Genomic DNA, 21,256 nt, shown 5'->3' with positions numbered 1-21,256 from the left:
GTGCTGGATAACTTTGTCATGCAAACGTCATAAAACTGACATAAGATGCCCGGTTATCTTACGGCGCAAGCCCGATTACTTCAGCGACAGCGAGAGACATGACACAGACGACGGCAAATCAACATCCCCGAGATCGCCTGCGCGGGCGCATCGACCGTGGCGTGCAGGCGGCAGTGACCGCCAGCGGGCTGATGGTGTTGATGACGTTGATGCTGATCTTCGTTTATCTGCTGTTTGCCGTGCTGCCGCTGTTCAAACCGGCCTCGCTCGGCCAGGCGCAGCCGCTGCCGATCGCAGTGTCGGCCCCGGCGTTGGCGCTGGGTATGGACGTACAGCAGCGAGTGGGTTATCGCATCGACGCGCAGGGCGCGGGGCAGTTTTATCGCCTGACGCCGAGACAGGGCGAGCAGGCTCAGACGCCGCTGGCGCAGCAAACGCTGTTGGCCAAACCGGCGCTGCTCGCGCAGGCTGCCGGTGAGCGCGATCTGTTTGCGCTGGCGCAGGCCGACGGCCGGTTGGTGGTGGCGCGCGCGGATTTCGCCACGGCGGAAAATGGTCGGCCGCAGTGGCTGTTCCCGCTCGGGCAACAGCCGTTGGCGCTGGATCCGCAGCGTAAGCCGCTGAAGCTGTTATCGTTGGCGGATGCGCATCGCGGGCAGTATCTGCTGGCCGGGGTGACCGACGATCGGCGCCTGGTATTCGGCCGCTTCAGCCCCGATCGGCCGCCGCAGTTCAGCGAGCGCCCGCTGGAGCAAGGCGGAGAGCAACTGGTGCTGACGCCGGATGGCCGCCAGCTATACCTGCTGACCGGCAACCGGTTGGCGCGTTATGAAATCGACGGCGCGCAGCTGCAGCTGCGTGAAACGCGCACCTTGGGCGAATATGCCCCGTATCAAATGACGGCGCTGCCCGGCGGCAGCGCGCTGCTGATCAAGGGTGCCGACGGCAATCTGCGCGAGTGGTTCGAGGTGGAAAAAGATCGGCGCTGGCGCCTGACGCCGGTGCAGCATTTCGACCACGGCGCCGACGGGCAGGAGCTGACGGTGGCCGAGCCTTACCGCCGGGTGTTCGCCACCCTGCGGCCCGACGGCGGTTTCTCGCTATTCTCTACCATTCAACCACAGCCGCTGCTGAATACCCGTTTGGGTGCCGAGGTGCGGCAGATGGCGTTCGCACCGCGCGGCGATGGCCTGCTGCTGGAGAGCGACAAAGGCTGGCAGCGCTATGCGCTCGACAACCCGTACCCGGACGTCACCTGGCGTTCGCTGTGGGGCAAGGTGTGGTATGAGAATTACCCGCAGCCGGCCTACGTCTGGCAGTCGACCTCCGGCGAAGACAGCTACCAACCTAAATTCAGCCTGATGCCGGTGATCTTCGGCACCTTCAAGGCGGCGGCTTACGCGATGCTGTTCGCCATTCCGCTGGCATTGGCCAGCGCCATCTATACCGCTTACTTTATGACGCCGGGGTTGCGGCGGGTGATCAAACCGGCCATCGAAGTAATGGGCGCGCTGCCGACGGTGGTGATCGGCCTGGTGGCCGGCATTTGGCTGGCGCCGATCATCGAGCAGTATTTGTTGGCGGTGCTGGCGTTGCCGCTGCTGTTGGCGGCGGCGGTGCTGCTGTGCGGCGCGTTGACTCATCGCCTGATGCCGCGCTGCCGGCCGGGCGTCGATCTGCTGCTGCTGTTGCCGCTGCTGGCGTTGACGGTGTGGCTGGCGTTCAGCCTGGGGCCGTGGCTGGAGGTGGCGCTGTTCGGCGAGCCGCTGCACTTCTGGTTGGGAGATAATTACGATCAGCGCAATGCGCTGGTGGTGGGCGTGGCGATGGGCTTCGCGCTGGTGCCGATCATCTTTTCGCTGGCGGAGGACGCGTTGTTCAGCGTGCCGGCCACCTTGAGCCAGGGCTCGCTGGCCCTGGGCGCCACTCAATGGCAGACGGTGATCAAGGTGGTGCTGCCTTCCGCCAGCGCCGGCATTTTCTCCGCGCTGATGATCGGCTTTGGCCGCGCGGTGGGGGAAACCATGATCGTGCTGATGGCCACCGGCAACACGCCGATCATTGATGGCAGCCTGTTCCAGGGGCTGCGGGCGCTGGCGGCCAACATCGCCATCGAGATGCCGGAGGCGGTTTCCGGCAGCAGCCATTACCGCGTGCTGTTCCTGACCGCGCTGGTGCTGTTTGTCTTCACCTTCGTGTTCAACACGCTGGCGGAGGCGGTGCGCCTGCGGCTGCGCAAACGCTACACGCCGAATCAGGAGGCGCCATGAAGAACTGGGTGAAGAGCGGGTCGCCATGGATATGGCTGACCGCCGGTTCGGTCGCCGTCAGCCTGTTGGCGCTGATCGGCATCCTGCTGCTGCTGGCCGGACAAGGGATGCGCTATTTCTGGCCGAGCCCGGTCTATCAGTTTGAGCTGAATCAGAACGGCGCCGGGCCGGTGACGGTGATCGGCGAGCTGTATCAGCAGCAAAGCATTTCGCGCCGCCAGCTGACGGAGGCGGGCGTGACGCCACCGGGCGAGGCGCAGAACGTCGAGCGTTACCTGATCAAAGTCGGCAACCGCGAGCGCGAGGGGCAAGATTTCCGCACTTTGCTGGCCAGCGATATCCGCAGCCAGAGCACGCCGCGCAGCCTGCTGGTGCTGGAGCGCGACAGCCACGGCACCGCCTACGGCTATCTGGCGGGGCTGCTGGAGGATGGGCAACCGCTGACCGGCCGCAATCTGGGGCAGGCGTTGCAACAGCGGCTGCCGCAGATCGCCGCGCTCTCGCGCCAGGCGCACGACATTCAATTCCGCGATATGGCGCGCATCAATCAACAGTTTGACGCGCTGCGGCTGCGGGAAAAGCGTATGCTGCGCGACGATAAGCTGGACGCCCGTGCGCAGGACGGCATCAAGGCCGAGCGGCTGGAGCTGCAGCGGCAGTACCAGCAGCTGTCCGAACGCCTGGCGGGGCTGAACCGCGATCGCCAGCGTGACGCGCTGCTGTTGCGCGACATGCACGGCCAGACGTTGACCATTCCGCTCAGCCAGGTGCGTGATGCCTGGTACCCGAACGCCATGAGCACCACCGAAAAACTGGCGCACTGGGGCGATCAGGTGAAGAAGTTCCTCACCGACAGCCCGCGCGAGGCGAACACCGAAGGCGGGGTGTTCCCGGCCATTTTCGGCACGGTGTTGATGGTGATCCTGATGTCGATAGTGGTGATGCCGTTTGGCGTAATTGCGGCGGTATATCTTCACGAATATGCCGGCAACAATCTGCTGACGAGGGTGATCCGCATCGCGGTGGTCAACCTGGCCGGGGTGCCTTCGATCGTCTACGGCGTTTTTGGCCTCGGCTTCTTTGTTTACATGATTGGCGGCACGCTCGATCAGCTGTTCTATCCTGAGTCCTTGCCCAACCCGACCTTCGGTACGCCCGGCGTGCTGTGGGCGGCGCTGACGCTGGCGCTGCTGACGCTGCCGGTGGTGATCGTCGCCACCGAGGAAGGGCTGTCGCGCATTCCCACCTCGCTGCGGCAGGGCTCGATGGCGCTGGGCGCCAGCCGGGCCGAGACGCTGTGGCGCATCGTGCTGCCGATGGCGGCGCCGGCGATGATGACCGGCTTGATTCTGGCGGTGGCGCGCGCCGCCGGGGAAACGGCGCCGCTGATGCTGGTGGGGGTAGTTAAATCGGTGCCGGTGCTGCCGGTGGACGAGATTTTCCCGTATCTGCACCTGGAGCGGAAGTTTATGCACCTGAGCTTCCAGATCTACGATATGGCGTTCCAGAGCCCGAGCGTAGAGGCGGCGCGGCCGCTGGTGTTCGCCACCGCCTTCCTGCTGGTGACGATCGTGGTGAGTTTGAATCTGGCGGCGATGGGCATCCGCCATTCGTTGAGGGAGCGGTACCGAGCATGGTCGCAGTAACAATGACGCTATTTTTGGGGAGTGCGTAATGGGTTTGATGACGCCAGGCAGTTTGCCCCGGCTGGATGTCCAGCATCTCGACGATGAACAGACCGCGCTGGCGGTCAACGGCCTGAATCTGTTTTATGGCGACAAACAGGTGCTGCACGATATTTCGCTGCGCATCCCGAAACACCGGGTGACGGCGCTGATCGGCCCTTCGGGCTGCGGTAAATCGACGCTGCTGCGCTGTTTCAACCGCATGAACGATCTGGTGGACAACTGCCGGATCGAGGGCGATCTGCAGCTGAACGGCGCGGCGATCTCCGGCGCGCAGATCGACGTAGCGGCGCTGCGGCGGCGAGTGGGCATGGTGTTCCAGCGGCCGAACCCGTTCCCGAAATCGATCTATGAAAACGTGGTGTACGGCCTGCGGCTGCAGGGCGTGCGCGACCGGCGCTTGCTGGATGAAGCGGTGGAGCGTTCGCTGCGCGCCGCCGCGCTGTGGCATGAGGTGAAGGACCGGCTGCGCGAAAATGCGTTCCGCTTGTCCAGCGGCCAGCAGCAGCGCCTGGTGATCGCGCGCGCCATTGCCATCGAGCCGGAGGTGTTGCTGCTCGACGAGCCGACCTCGGCGCTGGATCCGATCTCCACGCTGACCATTGAGGAACTGATTTCGGCGCTGAAACAGCGCTACAGCGTGGTGCTGGTGACGCACAACATGCAGCAGGCGGCGCGGGTTTCCGACTACACTGCCTTTATTCATCAGGGCCGGCTGGTGGAGTACAACGACACCGACGCGATTTTCACCTCGCCGCGCCAGCGGCGCACCGAGGATTATATTACCGGGCGGTATGGGTGAGGCGTTTGGGCTATAAACAAATGAAAGGCTGCACAACCATGCAGCCTTTCGTCTATCAGGGGCATCAGTAATTTTCGCGGATGCGGATCGCTTCTTCTACCCACTCAGCCAGGTTCTCTTTGATGTGGTTATAGACATTGGTGCTGGTCAGGTAAGGCGGATCATAGGCTTTGGCGATAGCGGAAAGTTTTGTTTCACCCAGTTTGATGTGATCCAACGGGTTTTTACCTTTCTCGGTTTGGTCGCCGGCGCTGTCTTTCAAATTGTGGATATACACCACCAGCACGCCCATGCCTTTTTTCCAGGCCTCGCATATTTCGAAATTAATCCATTTACGATTAGCGGTATCTTTACCGGCGAGAATCACGGCGCAGCTGCGATTGTCCAACTGACTTTTGATCCAATCGGCGATGGCTTTATCGCCGCCTTTTTTCACCTCCTCCCAATCGTTATCCGTGGCCGGCCGGTTACCGTCCAGCGCGCCCATTTCGCGTACCTGAGAGGCGCGCCAGTTGTCCGGCTCATAATGGAAACTGTAAAAGCATTTTCTGGTCATCGGGGGTTATCCTTAGTAATGATATCGATTAGTACCAACAGGCATTTTTTCTTCTCCGCCAGGCTGCCCGGTTCGTTAAGCTGATCCAGCAGATTCATGGCGGCGGGGTGGCGGTGGTAGAGGGTTTCTTTCATTTCCTCCTTGATTTTCCGGTAGATCTCGGCGGATGCGCTGCCGGTACAACCGATAGGAATGCAGACGCAACCTTGTTCCATGGCGATCTGAAACTCTTGCAGTAAACCGTCGGCCAGCACGTATTCGCCCTCGGCATTGCGTTTGTTGCCGAACAAAAAGATTGCGATGCCGCTGAGCGAAATCATGTTCTGGCGGTATTCCCGCCAAAGCTCTGGCAGCGCTATGCCCCCGCTGGCGAATTGGGGGAAAGGGCGTAATACCAGCTGGCTTTCGCTGATTTTTCCTTGGCTGTCGTAAATGGCTTCTAATGCGCCGTTGATCACCGCCGTGCCTACGCCCCAGCCGAAGCCGTTGACGATGCGGTACTGTTTGCGGATAAGCAGGCGCGCCAGGCGATGTATGAACTGGATGGACTCTTCACGGGCATAAGGATGGTAGTTGTCGGCGCTGCCGGAGATAAACACCGTGCTTTTCTTGAACTGCGTTTCGATGGCATACAGCAGGTCGGTGATTTGCCGATAGTCATCCACCAGCAGCGTTTGAATGCCGTAACGACGCAGATCGTTGATCATTAAGCCTTGTTTACGGCTGTTGTAGTCACAGGACGCCTGATCCTCGCTACCGTTATCGCCGAGCTGTACGCGCCGCATAATGCAGTAGTGGTTTCTTTGCCCTTCGGCATACTGTGCATAGAGGCGACTCAACACATATTGCAGATTGGGATCTTCGAAGCTGAAACCGATAAACAGGAAGGTTTTAGCGGTCAGCTCCGCCATCAGCATGTTGATAAAAGGAAGGTGTGTGCGGGAGTAAGTCTCGTATTGTTCGCGAGTGATAATCGCCTGGTTGGGATTTCTATAGTCACCATGCATTTTATATAAAACAACATCACGTTTGTGAATGTTAGTGGTCAGGCTTTCCGGTGTAGTTTTAACGTCGCAAACGCGGTTGTAACGAGCGTAAGTTTTTTCAATCAGGTCGTCGTAGTTGGTGGTCCAAAGTGACGCTATCGGTAATCTGGCGATAATCCGGTGGTTTTCTGTTTCTTCCGCCTGTTCAGCGAACTCTGTAATTATTTTTTGATTTATCTTATGCCTGTTGCCTTTTTCATTGAGGTGATACTGCGCCAGGGAAATAAGATCGCTCTCTTTTTCGATATCCAGCCCCAGTTCATAAGCGATATCGCCGATAAGCTCTTTCCAGCTAACGAAACCGGCGGGGATAGACAGCCCGGCGCCGGCGAACAGTGCGGCGCTGCCAGCTTTAATATCATTAACGTAATCACGAATAAACAGTTCTATATCACGGTTAAACATGAGGCTATCCCCGATATTGTTTTTCTTTATTGGTTGGTTAATAACTATGTTTTTTATGAATTAATTATGCGAGTATAACTACCAAGATAAAAGGGTGAATTAACTTTGTAAACTCTGCTTGTTTGTTTTTGCCGATATTGATCGTGTTATTTTTATATTGAATTTATTTGTTTTTATTATTCGTTTTTTTAATTTTAATATTAATTAAATTCACTCTGGATAATAAGCTGCAGTAGCTGTGGCATATGCACATTTTTTCCGCATTGTGATTTTGATCAAATAAAAGTAATTCTCATTATTATTGATTGGCGACATAAAGTGTATATACTTCGCTAAGATGTGTAAGTTAACGTAAATGGATGTATTTAAATGTGTGCATGGAAGCCGAGGATTTGGCCTGTGCTTTTGGTGTTTTGCAGCTCGGCGTGGTGCGCAGAAATCACCAGCCCTGCCGATCGCGACAGCATTACCCAACAGCAGAAAACGTTGCTGGAACAGGCCCAGCAACAGCGCGAGGCGCTGCAAAATAACGTTGAATTGCCGGCGTTACCGCTGCCTGTGCCAGCCGCCGCAGGAGCGGTTTGCCAGCCGGTGCGGCAGATTGTTTTTGAGGGCGCCGAACATCTTTCCTGGTCGGTAAAAGAAAGCCTGGCGCGCCCGTATCAGGGGCGTTGTCTGACGCTGGAGCACATCAACCGCCTGGTGCGCGAAACCACCAATGCTTATCTGCAACGCGGCTACGTCACCTCGCAGGCCTGGTTGCAGGAGCAGGATATCTCCCGTGGCGTGTTGACCGTCAGCGCCAGCGAAGGGCGAATCGAGTCCATCACGCAAAACGGTGAGCAGACACCTGCGCTGAAGATGGCGTTTCCCGCCCTGGTTGGCGACATATTGAATCTGCGCGATATCGAGCAGGGCATGGAGCAGCTCAACCGCCTGCCGTCGCAACAGGTGACTATCGATATTCAACCTGGCGAGCAACCCGGCTTTTCCAACGTGGTTTTGCTGCGCGGTGCCTCGCGCGCACCGGTCTCTTTCTCTTTCGGCGCCGATAACAGCGGCCAGAAAAGCACCGGCACCGGGCAGATGAACGCCGCCTTCTCGCTGGATAATCCACTGCGTCTCGCCGATCAATGGTCGCTTTCCGCAGCGCGCAATAACGATTTCAGCCCGCATCATCGCAGCCGCAGCCTGAACGGCAGCGTCACCTTACCCTATGGCTATTGGCTGTTCAGCTACCAGTACGCCTGGAACGATTTTTTCCAGCAGGTGCCGTTCAACGGTGCCGCTTACCGCTATCTGGGCAATAACCAGACCCAGCGTCTGGGCGCCAACCGCACGTTGCTGCGGGATGGCAAACGTAAGCTGGCTGTGGATATCGGGCTGGCGCGGCGCACCACGGAAAATAAGCTGGCGGGGGAACGATTGGGCGTCAGCAGCCCGACGCTCAGCATCGCCAGTCTGGCCCTCAATTACAGTGCGGTCGCGGGCGGCGGCTATATGACGCTGAACCCGACGGTAAGCCGCGGGCTGCGCATGCTGGGCGCTACCGTCGACGATCCTGAGCGCGACGGAGCGCCGCGCAGCGAGTTCCGCAAGCTTGGTCTCAGCGCCAGCTATTTCTATCCGCTCGCGCCTTCTCTCTACTACCTGACCTCGGCCTACGGACAAACCAGCGCAGACAACCTGTATGCCGGGGAACGCATTTCCATCGGTGGGCAATACTCGGTGCGTGGCTTTAAAGAGCAGTACCTGACCGGCAATCGCGGCGCCTACTGGCGCAATGAACTCAACTGGCAATGGCAGACCTTGCCGGGGCTGGGGGAGCTCTCTTTGACCGGCGCGTTAGACGCCGGCTGGCTGCAGGGGCGCGCCGGGCAGATCGACGGCGGCAGCGTCGCTGGCGCGGCGCTGGGCGCCACGTTAAGCGGCCGTTGGTTCAATCAGGCGATCACCGTCGCTAAACCGTTGACGCACCCAGACAGCCTGCAACCGGATCGTTGGGTGGCCTACTGGCAAGCCACCGTCACGTTATAACGCCAGCACACAGCAGGAGCGCCTCGGCGTTCAAAACAACATCCTTTCGAAGGAATGAATATGGATAAGCTCAACCCTCCGTTGGCGCGGGGCGCCAGCTATTTGCTGATCTACCTGACGGCTTTCCAGCCGTTGCACCCGGCGTTCGCCGCCGGCATTACCGCCGCCAACGGCAATACGCAGGTGGTTATCAAGCCGGGCGACGTGCCGGTGGTGAATATCGCCACGCCGAACGGTGCGGGCATTTCGCACAATAGCTATCAGGACTTCAATGTTGCTGCGCCTGGCGCGGTGTTGAACAACGCCACCGCCGCCGGTCAGTCGCAGTTGGCCGGGCAGTTGAATGCCAACGGGAATCTCAAAGGCAAGGCCGCGGAGCTGATCATCAACGAAGTCACCGGAGGCAGTCGTTCCGAGCTGCAGGGCAAGCTCGAGGTGTTCGGCAACAAAGCCAATGTGATGATCGCCAACCCGAATGGCATCACCTGCAACGGCTGCGGCTTTATCAACGCGCCGGGCGTGACGTTAACCACCGGCAAACCGCAGTTCGACAAGCAGGGCGCACTGGAGGCGCTGGAGGTGAAAAAAGGCGGCGTCACCATCGGCGGTAAAGGGCTGGACGGTTATAGCGCCGACTATGTTGACATTATCAGCCGCGCAACCGAAGTGAATGGGCAAATCAACGCCAACAATCTGTCGCTGACACAGGGCGCCAACCGTGTCAGTTTTAAAGACGGCACCATCAAGCCGATCGCCGGCGAAGGCGCCAAACCAGTGTTGGCGGTGGACACCAAGGCACTGGGCGGCATGTACGCCAACAAAATCCGCCTGGTGGCCAATGAGGATGGGGTAGGGGTTAACCTGAAAGACCTTATCACCAATCAGCGAGATATCACGCTGAACGTGAACGGTAAAATCACCCTTAACGGCACTACGCACAGTAAGACCGACCTTAACGTCAGCGCGAAAGAGCTGCTTGTAGCGCCATGGAGCGTGGTACAGGCGGATCAGGACGCTACGCTGGCCAGCCAAACGCTCACAAACGCCTGGCAAATTACCGCCAGCCGCGATATTCGCGTGTTCAGCGATACGGTGCGTAACATAGGTGCCGATACCAAAATCCATGCCAATAACAATCTGTGGATCCAGAAGGACGCGCAGGGCAACAAGGCTAACCTGATTGAAAACCGCTCAGCGACCATCAAGACTAATAGCGGTGATTTGGTTATACGAACTGAACGCTTGAATAACGTTGTTGATAATTTTGTCATGGGGGAACGTCCTGATAAAGTTGATGAAGAGGGCATGCGGCTTTTTGGTGAGATATATAACGCACGAAAAACGGGGAATATTCGCGACCGGAATGATTTTTATAATAATGACCTGAAGGTTACAAATGATTATTTCAAGATTGAATGCAGTGATGGGTGGGAGTGTGTTGCGGGTATATACACTCCTCGGGATATTTGGATAAATAATGAAACAAAGAAAAAATTTGTTCAAGGAGTATCAGCCGCAGGTCGTATTGACGCTGGCGCTAATCTGTATGTGAACGCATCCTCGCTTTATAATCATTTAAGTGAAATTCGTGCTAATAAAAATATTATTTTGACAGGAAGTGATTTGACTCTGAATAGCCAAGCTATTGGCTCGCTCAGAACTTATACTCGCTTCTCTCCAGATACGGATGTATATGGCGAATATAAAAAAATTGGTTGGATCCTTCCTCCTTTGAGTTTTATTCGTGCCGACGGAGCATCCCAAGCTTGGAGGAATGAAGGGAACATCAATTCAGTCATTTCTGCTGGGGGGAATCTGGTTGCTGATTTTAAAAACACCATTAACTTTGATACTGCACTCCCTTATGATCCCACGCGAACTCAAGAGGTCGGTATTGCTCCACGTGCGAAGGCCGTCAACGCAAATAACATTGTGATGCATGCCAATAATATTTTTATTACAGATGGCGTTGGCGCACGTACCGACTTGACCATCCAGGCGGACGATCAGGTCAACCTTGGTCAGGCCGCACTGTCTGCCGGCAGAGAGCTATCGATAACGGCTATCAACAATATTGACGCTTGGCAAAGCAGGCTTCAGGGGACGCAGGTTAATTTAATCAGCCGCTCAGGGGATATCAAAAGCCATTCAGCAATAACAACCCGCTATTTTCATCCCGATGGCAACGTGGCATTTGCCAACATCACGGCCAATGACCTGACGGTGAATGCAGGAAAAAACATCTTACTGAATGACACCGAACTGCATGTTGGTTGGAACATCACCGGCATGGCAGGAAAAAGTTTCACGATCTTCAATAACGATCGTTTATTGCCCCCGTCGGCTCTACTCACAAGTACTGAACGTGTCTCTGGCCAGCAGCATTTTAATCGGGCGTTTGCCGCACCTGGCAAGGCAGAGGTGAGAGAAAACATCACGATTATTGCCGGTGAAAATATCGATCTGCCGGGAACCTATCTGAAAGCAACATTGGATATGGTGTTGAACGCAGGAAAAAGTGTTCTTCTCGGACTAAGAACGGTTAATCCAAGCTATAGCCATTATTTTAGTTCATCCCGAACGCCCGAATTGCGTGCCAGTATCAACGGCATGCGCAGCCTGCAGATTTCAGCCGGCATGGATATCGCCGCACCGGGGGCTTATCTTTATTCGGACGGTAATGTTACAGCCTATGCTGGCCGTAATCTCTGGTTGGGTTCGCAGGGCTATTCGTATCTTGATGCTACCAACGACAACAACAGGGACGATCGCCACCTAACCACTTTTGTGCGTGCAGGGAAAAACTTGACGTTGGCGTCGAACGAGGAGCTGTCGGCCAGTGGTTCGGCATTGTTGTCTGGTGGTGATATGACATTGAGCGCCGGCGGCAACATGCGTTTTGACGCGGTGCAAAATTATACCTATCGGGAGGGAGGTAACGAGTATACGGAAAGCCTGGTCCAACAAGGCAGTGAGCTCAACGCGGGCGGTCTGATGACCGTTATTTCCAACGGCAGTATCTTGTTCCAGGCCACTAAATTGACGGCTAAAAGGGCGTTGGATGTGGCCGCTAAAGGCGGGTATCTCTATGCCCAGGCGATGGAAGAATCTAGCCACTACGAAAAGAAAGAGGTTAAGCGCAAGTGGTGGGGTAAAAAAACCGAGGTTAAGCAAACCCGTCACGACGTCGTCAATAAGGTCACCGAGTTTTCTGCCGACGGTGATATCAACTTATTGAGCCGAGACGATAGCACCTATGAGGCCAGTAAAATTGCGGCTGGGCAAAATGCACGATTGACCAGTGCACAGGGCAAAATCAACTTCCGTGCAGTAAAAAATACCGGATTTGAACAAACGGTTACGTCTTCTAAAGGATTTTATATTACTCAGTCCAACCGGGGCTATGAAGACAATAAATGGGTGTTGCCAAGTATTTATACAGGCGGAAAGTTAACGGTTGATGCGGCTCAGGGTATTACTGCTGACGTAAAGTTGAAGAACGGCCAGACATTGCAAAACGCGGTAGCCGCGTTGGGCAATACACCGGGTACGGACTGGCTCAAAGATCTCAATACCCGTAACGACGTGCAGTGGTCTGTGGTTAAGGACGCTTATGATAGCTGGGACTACAAGAGCCAGCACCTGAATCCGGCGGTCGCGGCGGTGATTGCCATCGCAGCGGCGGCGGTTACCGCAGGAGCCGGTCTTGCTGCAGCGGCCGGCCAAAGTGCCGTGACCGCCACCGGTGTGGCCGGTGCGACCGCTTCGTCGGCAGTGTATGGCTCGGCTTACGCCGGCATGACGTCGCTGGCTTCCCAGGTGGCGGTGGCACTGGTCGATAATCAGGGCAATTTGTCAAAAACCCTGAAAGTATTGGGCAGTAGTGAGACGGTCAAGGCGACGGCGACGGCAATGGCAATTGGTGGTGCACTGGCGGGCTTTGATCAGGTGCTGGACACCAATGTGCCGGCAGACAAGGCGCGATTGCCAGCGCTGATAAAGGACGAGGGGTGGAGCAAGATTGCTCAGCGTGTAGCGGGGCAATCGGTCATCAGTTCCAGCCTGAATACCGCCATCAATGGCGGCAGCTTCAAAGACAACCTGACCAATGCGCTGCTGGCGAACATCGGCAGCCAGGTTCAGGCCGAGGGCGCCAATCTGATCGGGGATAACGGTCAGGTTCTCGATATACCGGGCCGGGCCGTAAGTCATGCCGTTCTGGCGGGCGTGGCCGCAGAAATCGGCAAGGGTAATGCCAAAGGCGCGGCGGCCGGGGCGCTGGCGGCGGAGCTAGCCGGGGTGATATTGGGCGACAATATCATCAAGCCAGAGGAGTGGCAGAAGAAATCGGAACAGCAGGCGCAGATGGCACGAGTACTGGGCGCTGCCGCAGGCGCAGTCTTCACCGGCAAGTCTGATGGTGCTTACAGCGGTGCCATCGGTGGTGAGAATGCGTTCCGATACAACTATCTCAGCCACAAACAGCAAGAATTGATGGAGAAAGATTTGGCGGCCGCGAAATCGCCGCTGGATAAAGCGTTGGTGTTGGCTAGTTGGGGAATAACGAGTCATACGCAGGATGGCGCCTTTGCGGCGGGTGTAGTCTCGGGCATCCCGGTTGAAATCAGCGATACGGTGGATGGTTTAGTCGCCGTGGCCAGCAATCCACGCGAGGCCGCGGATGCATTAATAGCTCTGATAAAGAACGATGAACGCTTCTCGATTATTGGCGAAAGTGTGAAACAGGAATACCTGGGGCGGGTCGAGACATTCAAGACGAAGTATGAACATGCAGGCGTGGATGGCGCTTTTGGTGCAGGTCTGGAATTTGGTAAACTGACGATGGCTGGGCTAGGGCTGTTTGCTGGGGCCGCCGGCGCAGGTAAGCTGGGTGTAAAAATAACTAGTAACACGCTTAAAGCTACTTCTAAAGCTGCCGAGAAAAACACATTAATTGCTCTAGATCGCATGCCAAAAAGTGAGACGAAACTTCCGTGGGACTCTTGGCAAAATTATCCGAAAAAAACAGTTGATGGACGTCAATACGCACGTATAGGTGATCGTCTTTACTCTCAACATGCCGTTGACAGAATGCAACCAACAAGCTTAGGTTCCCCAGCAGGAACCATTGGACCTGGAAAAACCATTTCACCCAATATAGTTGAGCATGTAATTAAAACAGGTGTTACTGAATCAAGCATATCTAATGGTATTCAAAGGACAATTTATCGGGCTGGTGACATTGGTGTGGTTACTGAGAATAATGGTAACATAATAATCACAATCCTTCGTAGGAGCGAAAAATGAGTGAGTGGATTTATCCCGATGTAATTAAAAAACTTAGGTTTTCCTGTATGGCCTTTTTAGATGGAAAACTATCTGTAGCTGAAGTTCAATCAGAAATAGATAACGCAGGTAACAGTATTGTAGCGGTAGAGGAAAAATGGTTACGACAGGAGCTACTTGATGCGGAAAGCGATATTGAACTTTTGGTCTTCACTATTGACAATGAAAAATTGACAGAGGCTGTCACACCTATCGTACAGAATATTATCAAGGCAATAAGTTAGGATATGGTCTTCATCCCTATTTCAGCAACGTGCTATGCATCATAAATAGGCACATGATAACGTTTATGGAGGCTGCTGACCCACGCATGGAAACGGCTCTTCGGAGTCGTTTTACTCGGTTAGAGGGAGTGTGGAGCTTTCATATACAGATACCTAAAATAATAAAAATGATAAATTACTCTATAGATACATCAGGGTGTGTGTATCGGTGTTCTATTGATGTTATTGGGAATAAAGATATAAACAAAGTATCGCATCTCTCGGATAACAAGTTTGAAATCAAGTTTAGATAGGTGATCTATATGCTTACAATAGAGCAATATGAAAATAGGAAGGAAGCTCTTGTGGGAGCATCGATGGTGACTATTTGGGAAAATATTCATCCGGATAGTCTATCAGGTAAGATCTGTCTTTCTTTTTATGAGGAAAAAGAGTTATTCCTCTGGTTTATCGAGCATTTGATGAATGAGGGGATAGTAAAACTTGGTAACGGGGGCGAGTTCTTGAAGGGAACAGTGAAAGAGCAGGTCGATAAATTTAGAGCCAGTTTTCCTAATACTCCTGAAGAGATGGAATATGGCGCTTTTAATGGATATTGGTTTTTATCTGATGCATGCCCCGCAGGCCTTGTCTGGATTCACGAAAACGGCTATCAAGATTGGACTTAGATGCTGCTGTTATAAATAGTGCGTAATATTATTGTTTGACTACTAAAAGCCCGCTGTTGCGGGTTTTTAGTTTTTTTAAATTTGTATCTATTCCATCTCAGTTGTTATAAGTAATTCTGTTAGAGTGCATATGCGTTACAAAGTGCTCTTTTTGATAATATGTCTCCCGCATAACTTGTTCTGCAATATCTACGATGAAATTGGGTTTTTATCGTCCCCGCCCCGAAACCCGCAGCACCACCCCCACCAGCAGCAACGCAGCGCCTGAGGCATAGAGCGGGAACCAGCGCGTCCACCAGAGCGGGGAGAACAGCGGGGTGCTATTGGGGTCTGCGGAGGCGTAGCCGCTATAGGTATTCAGACCGGCGGCGATGGCGAGCATCGCCAGACCGATGAAAAGCAGCAGGTTTGAGACGGTCGTCATGGCATTTTTCCTTTGTAGAGGCAGAGGGTTACTCTTACTATCACTATTAATTATTTTTCGATTAATTATCTTGGGGGATATTATTCATTTTTTATTCATCAGGCTATTTCCTGACGATAAAGAGCATCCCTTAATACTAGCCACTTATTTCCCAATAAAAAACCCGCTTTCGCGGGTTTTCTCTTTTTCTTGCTAAGCGTCACTTCACCAGCGGCTTATCATTGGGCGTTTTGAACTTCGCCAGATATTGCGGCTGGAAGATGCACATGCGCAGCACGGTGCGGTATTCGCCGTTGACGAAGAACTCGTCGATCAGCTCGCCTTCCACGTTGAAGCCCAGCTTGCTGTAGATGTGGATCGCCTTCGGGTTCTCCTTGTCGACGATCAGGTACAGCTTGTACAGGTTCAGCACCGAGAAGCCGTAGTCCATCGCCAGACGGGCGGCGGTGCTGGCGTAGCCTTTGCCTTGGTGGGCGGGATCGATGATGATCTGGAACTCAGCGCGGCGGTGGATGTGATCGATCTCCACCAGCTCCACCAGGCCGACCTTGGCGCCTTCGTGCTCGATGATAAAGCGACGCTCGCTCTGATCGTGGATGTGTTTGTCGTAGAGATCGGAAAGCTCGACAAAGGCTTCGTAGGGTTCTTCAAACCAATAGCGCATAACGCTGGCGTTGTTGTCCATCTGGTGGACGAACGACAGATCGTCCCGTTCCAATGGGCGTAACCTGACGCTGGCAGTGCTGGACATGTGGGCTCCTCTGTGCCGTGAAATTGTGCAAAGTATAACGTCCCGGGAAGGGGGAAGGCGAAAAAAAACGGCGCCGCACGGGCGCCGTTTAGGCAAGGTTCAGGCTGCGCGCATCAGTCGGCGGCGTGACCCTGCTCAGGCAGGCGTTCGCCGTCCAGCCAGGCGGCGCCATCGCGCATCGCCAGGCGGCCGTCGACGAACCAGCTCACTACCAGTGGATAGATCGTGTGTTCCTGGGTTTGCACCCGTTCAACCACGTCATCCTCTTCATCGTCAGCGAAAATCGGCACCTTGGCCTGCAAGATCACCGGGCCGCCGTCGAGCTGTTCGGTCACGAAGTGCACCGAGGTGCCGTGTTCGCTGTCGCCGTTGTCGATGGCCTGACGATGCGTATGCAGCCCCGGGTATTTCGGCAGCAGGGAAGGGTGGATGTTCAGCATGCGGCCGGCATAGCGCTGCACGAACTGCGGGCTGAGGATGCGCATGTAGCCGGCCAGCACCACCAGATCGGGCTGGTACTGGTCGATGGCGTCCGCCAGCGCGGCGTCGAACGCCGCGCGATCGGCGTAAGCCTTGGCATCCAGCGCCTGGGCGGCGATGCCCGCCGCTTCGGCGCGTTGCAGGCCGTAAGCCTGCGCCTTGTTGCTGAACACCGCTACGATCTCAGCGGCGATGCGGCCCTGCTGGCAGGCGTCAATCAACGCCTGGAGATTGCTCCCCTGGCCGGAGACCAACACCACGATCTTTTTCATCAGTTGATGACCACTTGTTGTTCGTCGGAAGAGGCGGTCAGTTTACCGATTTTCCACGCTTTTTCACCTGCCGCGGTCAGCAGCGCGATGGCCGCTTCCACTTCGGCTTCCGGCAGGGCGATAACCATGCCTACGCCGCAGTTGAAGGTGCGGTACATTTCATGACGGCTGACGTTACCGGCCTGCTGCAGCCAGGTGAACACCGCCGGCCACTGCCAGCTGGCTTCGTCGATCACCGCCTGCATGCCTTCCGGCAGCACGCGCGGAATGTTTTCCCAGAAGCCGCCGCCGGTGAGGTGAGCGATGGCGTGGACGTCCGCCTTCTCGATCAGCTCCAGCACGGACTTCACGTAAATCTTGGTCGGCGCCAGCAGGTGGTCGGCCAGCGGTTTGCCTTCCAGCTGAGTCACGGTCGGATCGGTGTTGCTCACTTCCAGGATCTTGCGCACCAGCGAGTAACCGTTGGAGTGCGGGCCGGAAGCGCCCAGAGCGATCAGCGCGTCGCCGGACTGCACTTTGCTGCCGTCGATGATCTCGGATTTTTCGACCACGCCGACGCAGAAACCAGCCACGTCGTAGTCTTCGCCGTGGTACATGCCCGGCATTTCAGCGGTTTCGCCGCCCACCAACGCACAGCCGGACTGTTTGCAGCCTTCGGCGATGCCGGTGATCACGCTGGCCGCAGTGTCTACGTCCAGTTTGCCGGTGGCGTAGTAGTCGAGGAAGAACAGCGGCTCGGCGCCCTGAACCACCAGATCGTTGACGCACATCGCCACCAGATCGATGCCGATAGTGTCGTGGCGTTTCAGATCCATCGCCAGACGCAGCTTGGTGCCCACGCCGTCGGTACCGGAAACCAGCACCGGCTCGCGGTATTTCTGCGGCAACGCACACAGGGCGCCAAACCCGCCCAGACCGCCCATCACTTCCGGGCGACGGGTCTGTTTAACTACACCTTTGATGCGGTCTACCAATGCGTTGCCTGCATCGATATCGACACCTGCGTCTTTATAGCTGAGAGAGGTTTTGTCGGTCACTGCGCGATTCCCCACGACGATTTGCGGTTTGAAAACTGTGCTTCCGATGTTGATTCCGGAATAAGGCGCGGCAATTCTAACAGCGCAGGCAAACGTTTGCGAGCGGCTTGTGAACCGGCTCTGCTTTTTCGTCATCTATACTGATATTCAAACTTTTGTTGATCCCGATCGGGCTATTGTGGGTGGCGCGGCGAAAAAAAGGAGGTATAATCCCGCGATTTTTTTGGCCGCAACCACCTTAATAGGAGAAAAATGATGAAGATCGTTGAGGTGAAACACCCGCTGGTAAAACACAAGCTTGGCCTGATGCGCGAAAATGACATCAGCACCAAACGCTTCCGTGAGCTGGCCTCAGAAGTGGGTAGTTTACTGACCTATGAAGCGACCGCCGATCTGGAGACGGAAAAAGTCACCATCGAAGGCTGGTGCGGGCCAGTTGAAGTGGATCAGATCAAAGGGAAAAAGATTACCGTAGTGCCGATCCTGCGCGCAGGGCTGGGCATGATGGAAGGGGTGCTGGAGCACGTGCCGAGCGCGCGCATCAGCGTGGTGGGCGTTTACCGCGATGAAGAAACCCTGGAGCCGGTGCCGTACTTCCAGAAGCTGGTTTCCAACATCGAAGAGCGCATGGCGCTGGTCGTCGACCCGATGCTGGCCACCGGCGGTTCGATGATCGCCACTATCGATCTGCTGAAAAAAGCCGGCTGCCACAGCATCAAGGTGCTGGTGCTGGTGGCGGCGCCGGAAGGCATCGCCGCGCTGGAGAAAGCGCACCCGGACGTTGAGCTGTACACCGCTTCCATCGATCAGTGCCTGAACGACAAGGGCTACATCGTGCCTGGCCTGGGCGATGCGGGCGACAAGATATTTGGTACCAAGTAAACATTTGAGCCGACTTAACGAGTCGGCTTTTTTATGCTCTTCGTCTTTCAAGCTACAGCGTTGTTGGCTGCAGGCAATAACCTCAGTCACTTATTTGATATAAGCTCCTGGGGATTATTGCCCTGGCCGCCTGGCTGTAACTTGAAATCCATTGAGCATAGACAATTCAGCTTGCATAACGATTAATGACTCAGAGGAAAAGCACACATGACCCGTCGCGCCATCGGCGTCAGCGAGCGCCCGCCGCTGCTCCAGACCATTCCGCTCAGCTTCCAGCACCTGTTCGCCATGTTCGGCGCAACCGTGCTGGTGCCTATCCTGTTCAAGATCAACCCGGCGACCGTACTGCTGTTCAACGGTATCGGCACGCTGCTGTATCTGTTCATCTGTAAAGGCAAGATCCCGGCCTATCTCGGTTCCAGCTTCGCGTTTATCTCGCCGGTGCTACTGCTGTTGCCGCTCGGTTATGAAGTGGCGTTGGGCGGTTTCATCATGTGCGGCGTGCTGTTCTGCCTGGTGGCACTGATCGTGAAAAAGGCCGGCACCGGCTGGCTGGACGTGATGTTCCCGCCGGCGGCGATGGGGGCGATCGTTGCCGTCATCGGCCTGGAGTTGGCGGGCGTGGCGGCCAACATGGCGGGGCTGCTGCCGGCGGAAGGCGCCAGCGCCGACTCGACCACCATCACCATTTCTCTGGTGACGCTGGCGGTCACGGTGCTCGGCTCGGTGCTGTTCCGCGGTTTCCTGGCGATTATCCCGATCCTGATCGGCGTGCTGGTGGGCTATGCGCTGTCGTTCTTCATGGGCGTGGTGGATTTGACCCCGATCCGCGAGGCGCACTGGTTCGCACTGCCGACCTTCTACACCCCGCGCTTTGAGTGGTTCGCCATCTTTACCATTCTGCCGGCGGCGCTGGTGGTGATCGCCGAGCACGTCGGGCACCTGGTGGTGACCGCCAACATTGTGAAAAAAGATCTGATCCGCGATCCGGGCCTGCACCGCTCGATGTTCGCCAACGGCATCTCGACGGTGTTCTCCGGCTTCTTCGGCTCCACGCCGAACACCACCTACGGCGAGAACATCGGCGTGATGGCCATCACCAAGGTTTACAGCACCTGGGTGATCGGCGGCGCGGCGGTGTTGGCTATCCTGCTGTCTTGCATCGGCAAGCTGGCGGCGGCGATCCAGGCGGTGCCGGTGCCGGTGATGGGCGGCGTTTCCCTGCTGCTGTACGGCGTGATCGGCGCCTCGGGCATTCGCGTGCTGATCGAATCCAAAGTGGATTACAACAAAGCGCAAAACCTGATTTTGACCTCGGTGATCCTGATCATCGGCGTGAGCGGCGCCAAGGTGCATATCGGCGCGGCGGAGCTGAAAGGCATGGCGCTGGCGACCATCGTCGGCATCGGTCTGAGCCTGCTGTTCAAGGTTATCAGCCTGTTCCGCAAGGAAGAAGAGGTGCTCGACGCGCCGGACGAACCGGCCGAGCAGAAGTAACGAAAAGGGCAGCCCACGGGCTGCCCTTTTGATAGAGCATTCGCCTTAATTGCGAATTTTGCGGTACACGAACAGCACCACGATGGCGCCGATGACCGCCACCACGAAGCTGCCGAAGTTGAAGCCGTCAACCTTGCCGTAGCCGAAGAAGGTGCTGATATAGCCGCCGACCACGGCGCCGACGATCCCCAGCACAACGGTCAGGATAAAGCCGCCGCCGTCTTTGCCGGGCATGATCCACTTAGCCAAAATACCGGCGATCAGGCCGAAGATAATCCAGGAAATAATCCCCATTTACTGCTCCTCTCTTGGTGGCTGAGTATGGCTTACTGCTGGGTGGCCGGCTGTGTATTGCCGTTCACCGCCGCATCGGTCTCTTGTTTCAACTCTTGCGCTTTGTTTTCGGCGCTGTTCTTGATGGCTTCGGTTTTCGCCTTGGCTTGCTCGGTCAGATCGTTGGCGCCGTTGATGGCGTCGTTTTTGATGGCCTTGGCCTGATCCACCAACTGCTGGCTCTGCTTGCCGGCGTCATCTTTGAGCGCGGCGGCTTTGGCCTTGGCGTCGTTGGTGATGGCGTCCGCTTGCTTGGCGGCTTCATCTTTAATCGCCGAGGCTTTGTCCTTCAGTTGGTCAGCCTGCGTGGCGGCCTCTTTTTTGATTTCATCCGCCGTCGCTTTCGCCTTGTCCGTCAGATCGTCCGCTTTTTTCTGGGCGGCGTCTTTCATCTGCTCGGCGCTGTCTTTGGCTTTATCCAGGTTGGCGTCAACCTTGGAGGAGTCATCACAGCCGGCAACCAACAACCCGATAAAGGAGGCCAACAGCACTTTATTCCATACTTTCATCGTCTATATCCTTGCAGAAACCTTGTTGATGG

At 55.9% G+C, this 21,256-nt stretch carries 17 protein-coding genes; 9 read left to right on the top strand and 8 right to left on the bottom strand.

Annotation, left to right across the window (positions count from 1 at the left end; all coding sequences use genetic code 11):
- Window positions 1-98 precede the first annotated feature (98 nt).
- From AAIE04_RS19245 to pstB, 3 genes are read left to right on the top strand one after another with little or no spacing between them, the layout of a single operon-like run.
- The gene (locus tag AAIE04_RS19245; RefSeq protein WP_498577541.1) at window positions 99-2,270 is read left to right on the top strand and encodes an ABC transporter permease subunit; all 2,172 of its coding nucleotides are present in this window, start codon (window positions 99-101) and stop codon (window positions 2,268-2,270) included.
- Window positions 2,267-3,916 carry a phosphate ABC transporter permease PstA gene (gene pstA / locus AAIE04_RS19240; RefSeq protein ID WP_498577540.1) on the top strand — a complete coding sequence of 550 codons (1,650 nt, stop codon included), beginning with the start codon at window positions 2,267-2,269 and terminating at the stop codon, window positions 3,914-3,916. Before AAIE04_RS19245 ends, pstA begins: the two co-directional genes overlap by 4 nt.
- 28 nt (window positions 3,917-3,944) lie before the next feature.
- A complete protein-coding gene (gene pstB / locus AAIE04_RS19235) occupies window positions 3,945-4,757 on the top strand; it encodes a phosphate ABC transporter ATP-binding protein PstB (RefSeq protein ID WP_019452422.1) in 813 nt (270 codons plus the stop codon).
- A 64-nt stretch (window positions 4,758-4,821) separates the two neighbouring features.
- Here the strand turns inward: pstB and AAIE04_RS19230 are convergent, their stop codons facing one another.
- Together AAIE04_RS19230 and AAIE04_RS19225 are read right to left on the bottom strand one after the other, a co-directional pair.
- Window positions 4,822-5,313 (bottom strand): TIR domain-containing protein, encoded by a 492-nt coding sequence (locus AAIE04_RS19230; RefSeq protein ID WP_197668221.1) that lies wholly within the window; start codon window positions 5,311-5,313, stop codon window positions 4,822-4,824.
- Window positions 5,310-6,764 carry an SIR2 family protein gene (locus AAIE04_RS19225; protein ID WP_498577539.1) on the bottom strand — a complete coding sequence of 485 codons (1,455 nt, stop codon included), beginning with the start codon at window positions 6,762-6,764 and terminating at the stop codon, window positions 5,310-5,312. Before AAIE04_RS19225 ends, AAIE04_RS19230 begins: the two co-directional genes overlap by 4 nt.
- A gap of 369 nt (window positions 6,765-7,133) precedes the next feature.
- On the opposite strand from AAIE04_RS19225, the gene AAIE04_RS19220 reads away from it, so the two are divergent.
- From AAIE04_RS19220 to AAIE04_RS19205, 4 genes are all read left to right on the top strand, one after another.
- Window positions 7,134-8,801, top strand: coding sequence for a ShlB/FhaC/HecB family hemolysin secretion/activation protein (locus AAIE04_RS19220; protein ID WP_498577538.1), 1,668 nt, complete (start codon window positions 7,134-7,136; stop codon window positions 8,799-8,801).
- Window positions 8,802-8,861: 60 nt separating this feature from the next.
- Window positions 8,862-14,108, top strand: coding sequence for a DUF637 domain-containing protein (locus AAIE04_RS19215; protein ID WP_498577537.1), 5,247 nt, complete (start codon window positions 8,862-8,864; stop codon window positions 14,106-14,108).
- Entirely contained in the window at window positions 14,105-14,371 is a 267-nt protein-coding gene (locus AAIE04_RS19210; protein WP_239504281.1) for a hypothetical protein, read from the top strand. Before AAIE04_RS19215 ends, AAIE04_RS19210 begins: the two co-directional genes overlap by 4 nt.
- 302 nt (window positions 14,372-14,673) lie before the next feature.
- A complete protein-coding gene (locus AAIE04_RS19205; protein ID WP_049242884.1) occupies window positions 14,674-15,039 on the top strand; it encodes a DUF596 domain-containing protein in 366 nt (121 codons plus the stop codon).
- Window positions 15,040-15,247: 208 nt separating this feature from the next.
- Here the strand turns inward: AAIE04_RS19205 and AAIE04_RS19200 are convergent, their stop codons facing one another.
- The 4 genes from AAIE04_RS19200 to purM form a co-directional block, all read right to left on the bottom strand.
- Window positions 15,248-15,463 carry a hypothetical protein gene (locus AAIE04_RS19200; RefSeq protein ID WP_498577536.1) on the bottom strand — a complete coding sequence of 72 codons (216 nt, stop codon included), beginning with the start codon at window positions 15,461-15,463 and terminating at the stop codon, window positions 15,248-15,250.
- A 199-nt stretch (window positions 15,464-15,662) separates the two neighbouring features.
- Window positions 15,663-16,214, bottom strand: a complete 552-nt coding sequence (gene speG, locus AAIE04_RS19195; RefSeq protein ID WP_004941631.1) for a spermidine N1-acetyltransferase — start codon at window positions 16,212-16,214, stop codon at window positions 15,663-15,665.
- Between the two features lie 113 nt (window positions 16,215-16,327).
- A complete protein-coding gene (purN, locus tag AAIE04_RS19190; RefSeq protein ID WP_015378720.1) occupies window positions 16,328-16,966 on the bottom strand; it encodes a phosphoribosylglycinamide formyltransferase in 639 nt (212 codons plus the stop codon).
- On the bottom strand, window positions 16,966-18,003 hold the full coding sequence (purM, locus tag AAIE04_RS19185; protein WP_432524488.1) for a phosphoribosylformylglycinamidine cyclo-ligase: 1,038 nt from the start codon (window positions 18,001-18,003) through the stop codon (window positions 16,966-16,968). The genes purN and purM overlap by 1 nt, the downstream gene beginning before the upstream one ends.
- Before the next feature lie 255 nt (window positions 18,004-18,258).
- On the opposite strand from purM, the gene upp reads away from it, so the two are divergent.
- Both upp and uraA read left to right on the top strand, forming a co-directional pair.
- Window positions 18,259-18,885: a uracil phosphoribosyltransferase gene (gene upp / locus AAIE04_RS19180; protein ID WP_004941642.1), complete on the top strand. Its 627-nt coding sequence runs from the start codon at window positions 18,259-18,261 to the stop codon at window positions 18,883-18,885.
- Window positions 18,886-19,092: 207 nt separating this feature from the next.
- Entirely contained in the window at window positions 19,093-20,382 is a 1,290-nt protein-coding gene (uraA, locus tag AAIE04_RS19175; protein ID WP_004941645.1) for a uracil permease, read from the top strand.
- A 45-nt stretch (window positions 20,383-20,427) separates the two neighbouring features.
- Here the strand turns inward: uraA and AAIE04_RS19170 are convergent, their stop codons facing one another.
- A complete protein-coding gene (locus AAIE04_RS19170; protein WP_498577535.1) occupies window positions 20,428-20,676 on the bottom strand; it encodes a GlsB/YeaQ/YmgE family stress response membrane protein in 249 nt (82 codons plus the stop codon).
- A gap of 32 nt (window positions 20,677-20,708) precedes the next feature.
- Window positions 20,709-21,224 carry an E3 ubiquitin--protein ligase gene (locus AAIE04_RS19165; protein ID WP_154747545.1) on the bottom strand — a complete coding sequence of 172 codons (516 nt, stop codon included), beginning with the start codon at window positions 21,222-21,224 and terminating at the stop codon, window positions 20,709-20,711.
- Window positions 21,225-21,256 lie beyond the last annotated feature (32 nt).

The sequence above is a fragment of the Serratia sp. Ae19-1 genome (assembly GCF_059801225.1).
This window is presented reverse-complemented; position numbering and strand designations above follow the sequence as displayed.

Bases quoted from the DNA above. Each gene is read 5' to 3' on its own strand.
- AAIE04_RS19245 (WP_498577541.1), top strand. From the start codon at position 99: ATGACACAGACGACGGCAAATCAACATCCCCGAGATCGCCTGCGCGGG.
- pstA (WP_498577540.1), top strand. From the start codon at position 2,267: ATGAAGAACTGGGTGAAGAGCGGGTCGCCATGGATATGGCTGACCGCC.
- pstB (WP_019452422.1), top strand. From the start codon at position 3,945: ATGGGTTTGATGACGCCAGGCAGTTTGCCCCGGCTGGATGTCCAGCAT.
- AAIE04_RS19230 (WP_197668221.1), bottom strand. From the start codon at position 5,313: ATGACCAGAAAATGCTTTTACAGTTTCCATTATGAGCCGGACAACTGG.
- AAIE04_RS19225 (WP_498577539.1), bottom strand. From the start codon at position 6,764: ATGTTTAACCGTGATATAGAACTGTTTATTCGTGATTACGTTAATGAT.
- AAIE04_RS19220 (WP_498577538.1), top strand. From the start codon at position 7,134: ATGTGTGCATGGAAGCCGAGGATTTGGCCTGTGCTTTTGGTGTTTTGC.
- AAIE04_RS19215 (WP_498577537.1), top strand. From the start codon at position 8,862: ATGGATAAGCTCAACCCTCCGTTGGCGCGGGGCGCCAGCTATTTGCTG.
- AAIE04_RS19210 (WP_239504281.1), top strand. From the start codon at position 14,105: ATGAGTGAGTGGATTTATCCCGATGTAATTAAAAAACTTAGGTTTTCC.
- AAIE04_RS19205 (WP_049242884.1), top strand. From the start codon at position 14,674: ATGCTTACAATAGAGCAATATGAAAATAGGAAGGAAGCTCTTGTGGGA.
- AAIE04_RS19200 (WP_498577536.1), bottom strand. From the start codon at position 15,463: ATGACGACCGTCTCAAACCTGCTGCTTTTCATCGGTCTGGCGATGCTC.
- speG (WP_004941631.1), bottom strand. From the start codon at position 16,214: ATGTCCAGCACTGCCAGCGTCAGGTTACGCCCATTGGAACGGGACGAT.
- purN (WP_015378720.1), bottom strand. From the start codon at position 16,966: ATGAAAAAGATCGTGGTGTTGGTCTCCGGCCAGGGGAGCAATCTCCAG.
- upp (WP_004941642.1), top strand. From the start codon at position 18,259: ATGAAGATCGTTGAGGTGAAACACCCGCTGGTAAAACACAAGCTTGGC.
- uraA (WP_004941645.1), top strand. From the start codon at position 19,093: ATGACCCGTCGCGCCATCGGCGTCAGCGAGCGCCCGCCGCTGCTCCAG.
- AAIE04_RS19170 (WP_498577535.1), bottom strand. From the start codon at position 20,676: ATGGGGATTATTTCCTGGATTATCTTCGGCCTGATCGCCGGTATTTTG.
- AAIE04_RS19165 (WP_154747545.1), bottom strand. From the start codon at position 21,224: ATGAAAGTATGGAATAAAGTGCTGTTGGCCTCCTTTATCGGGTTGTTG.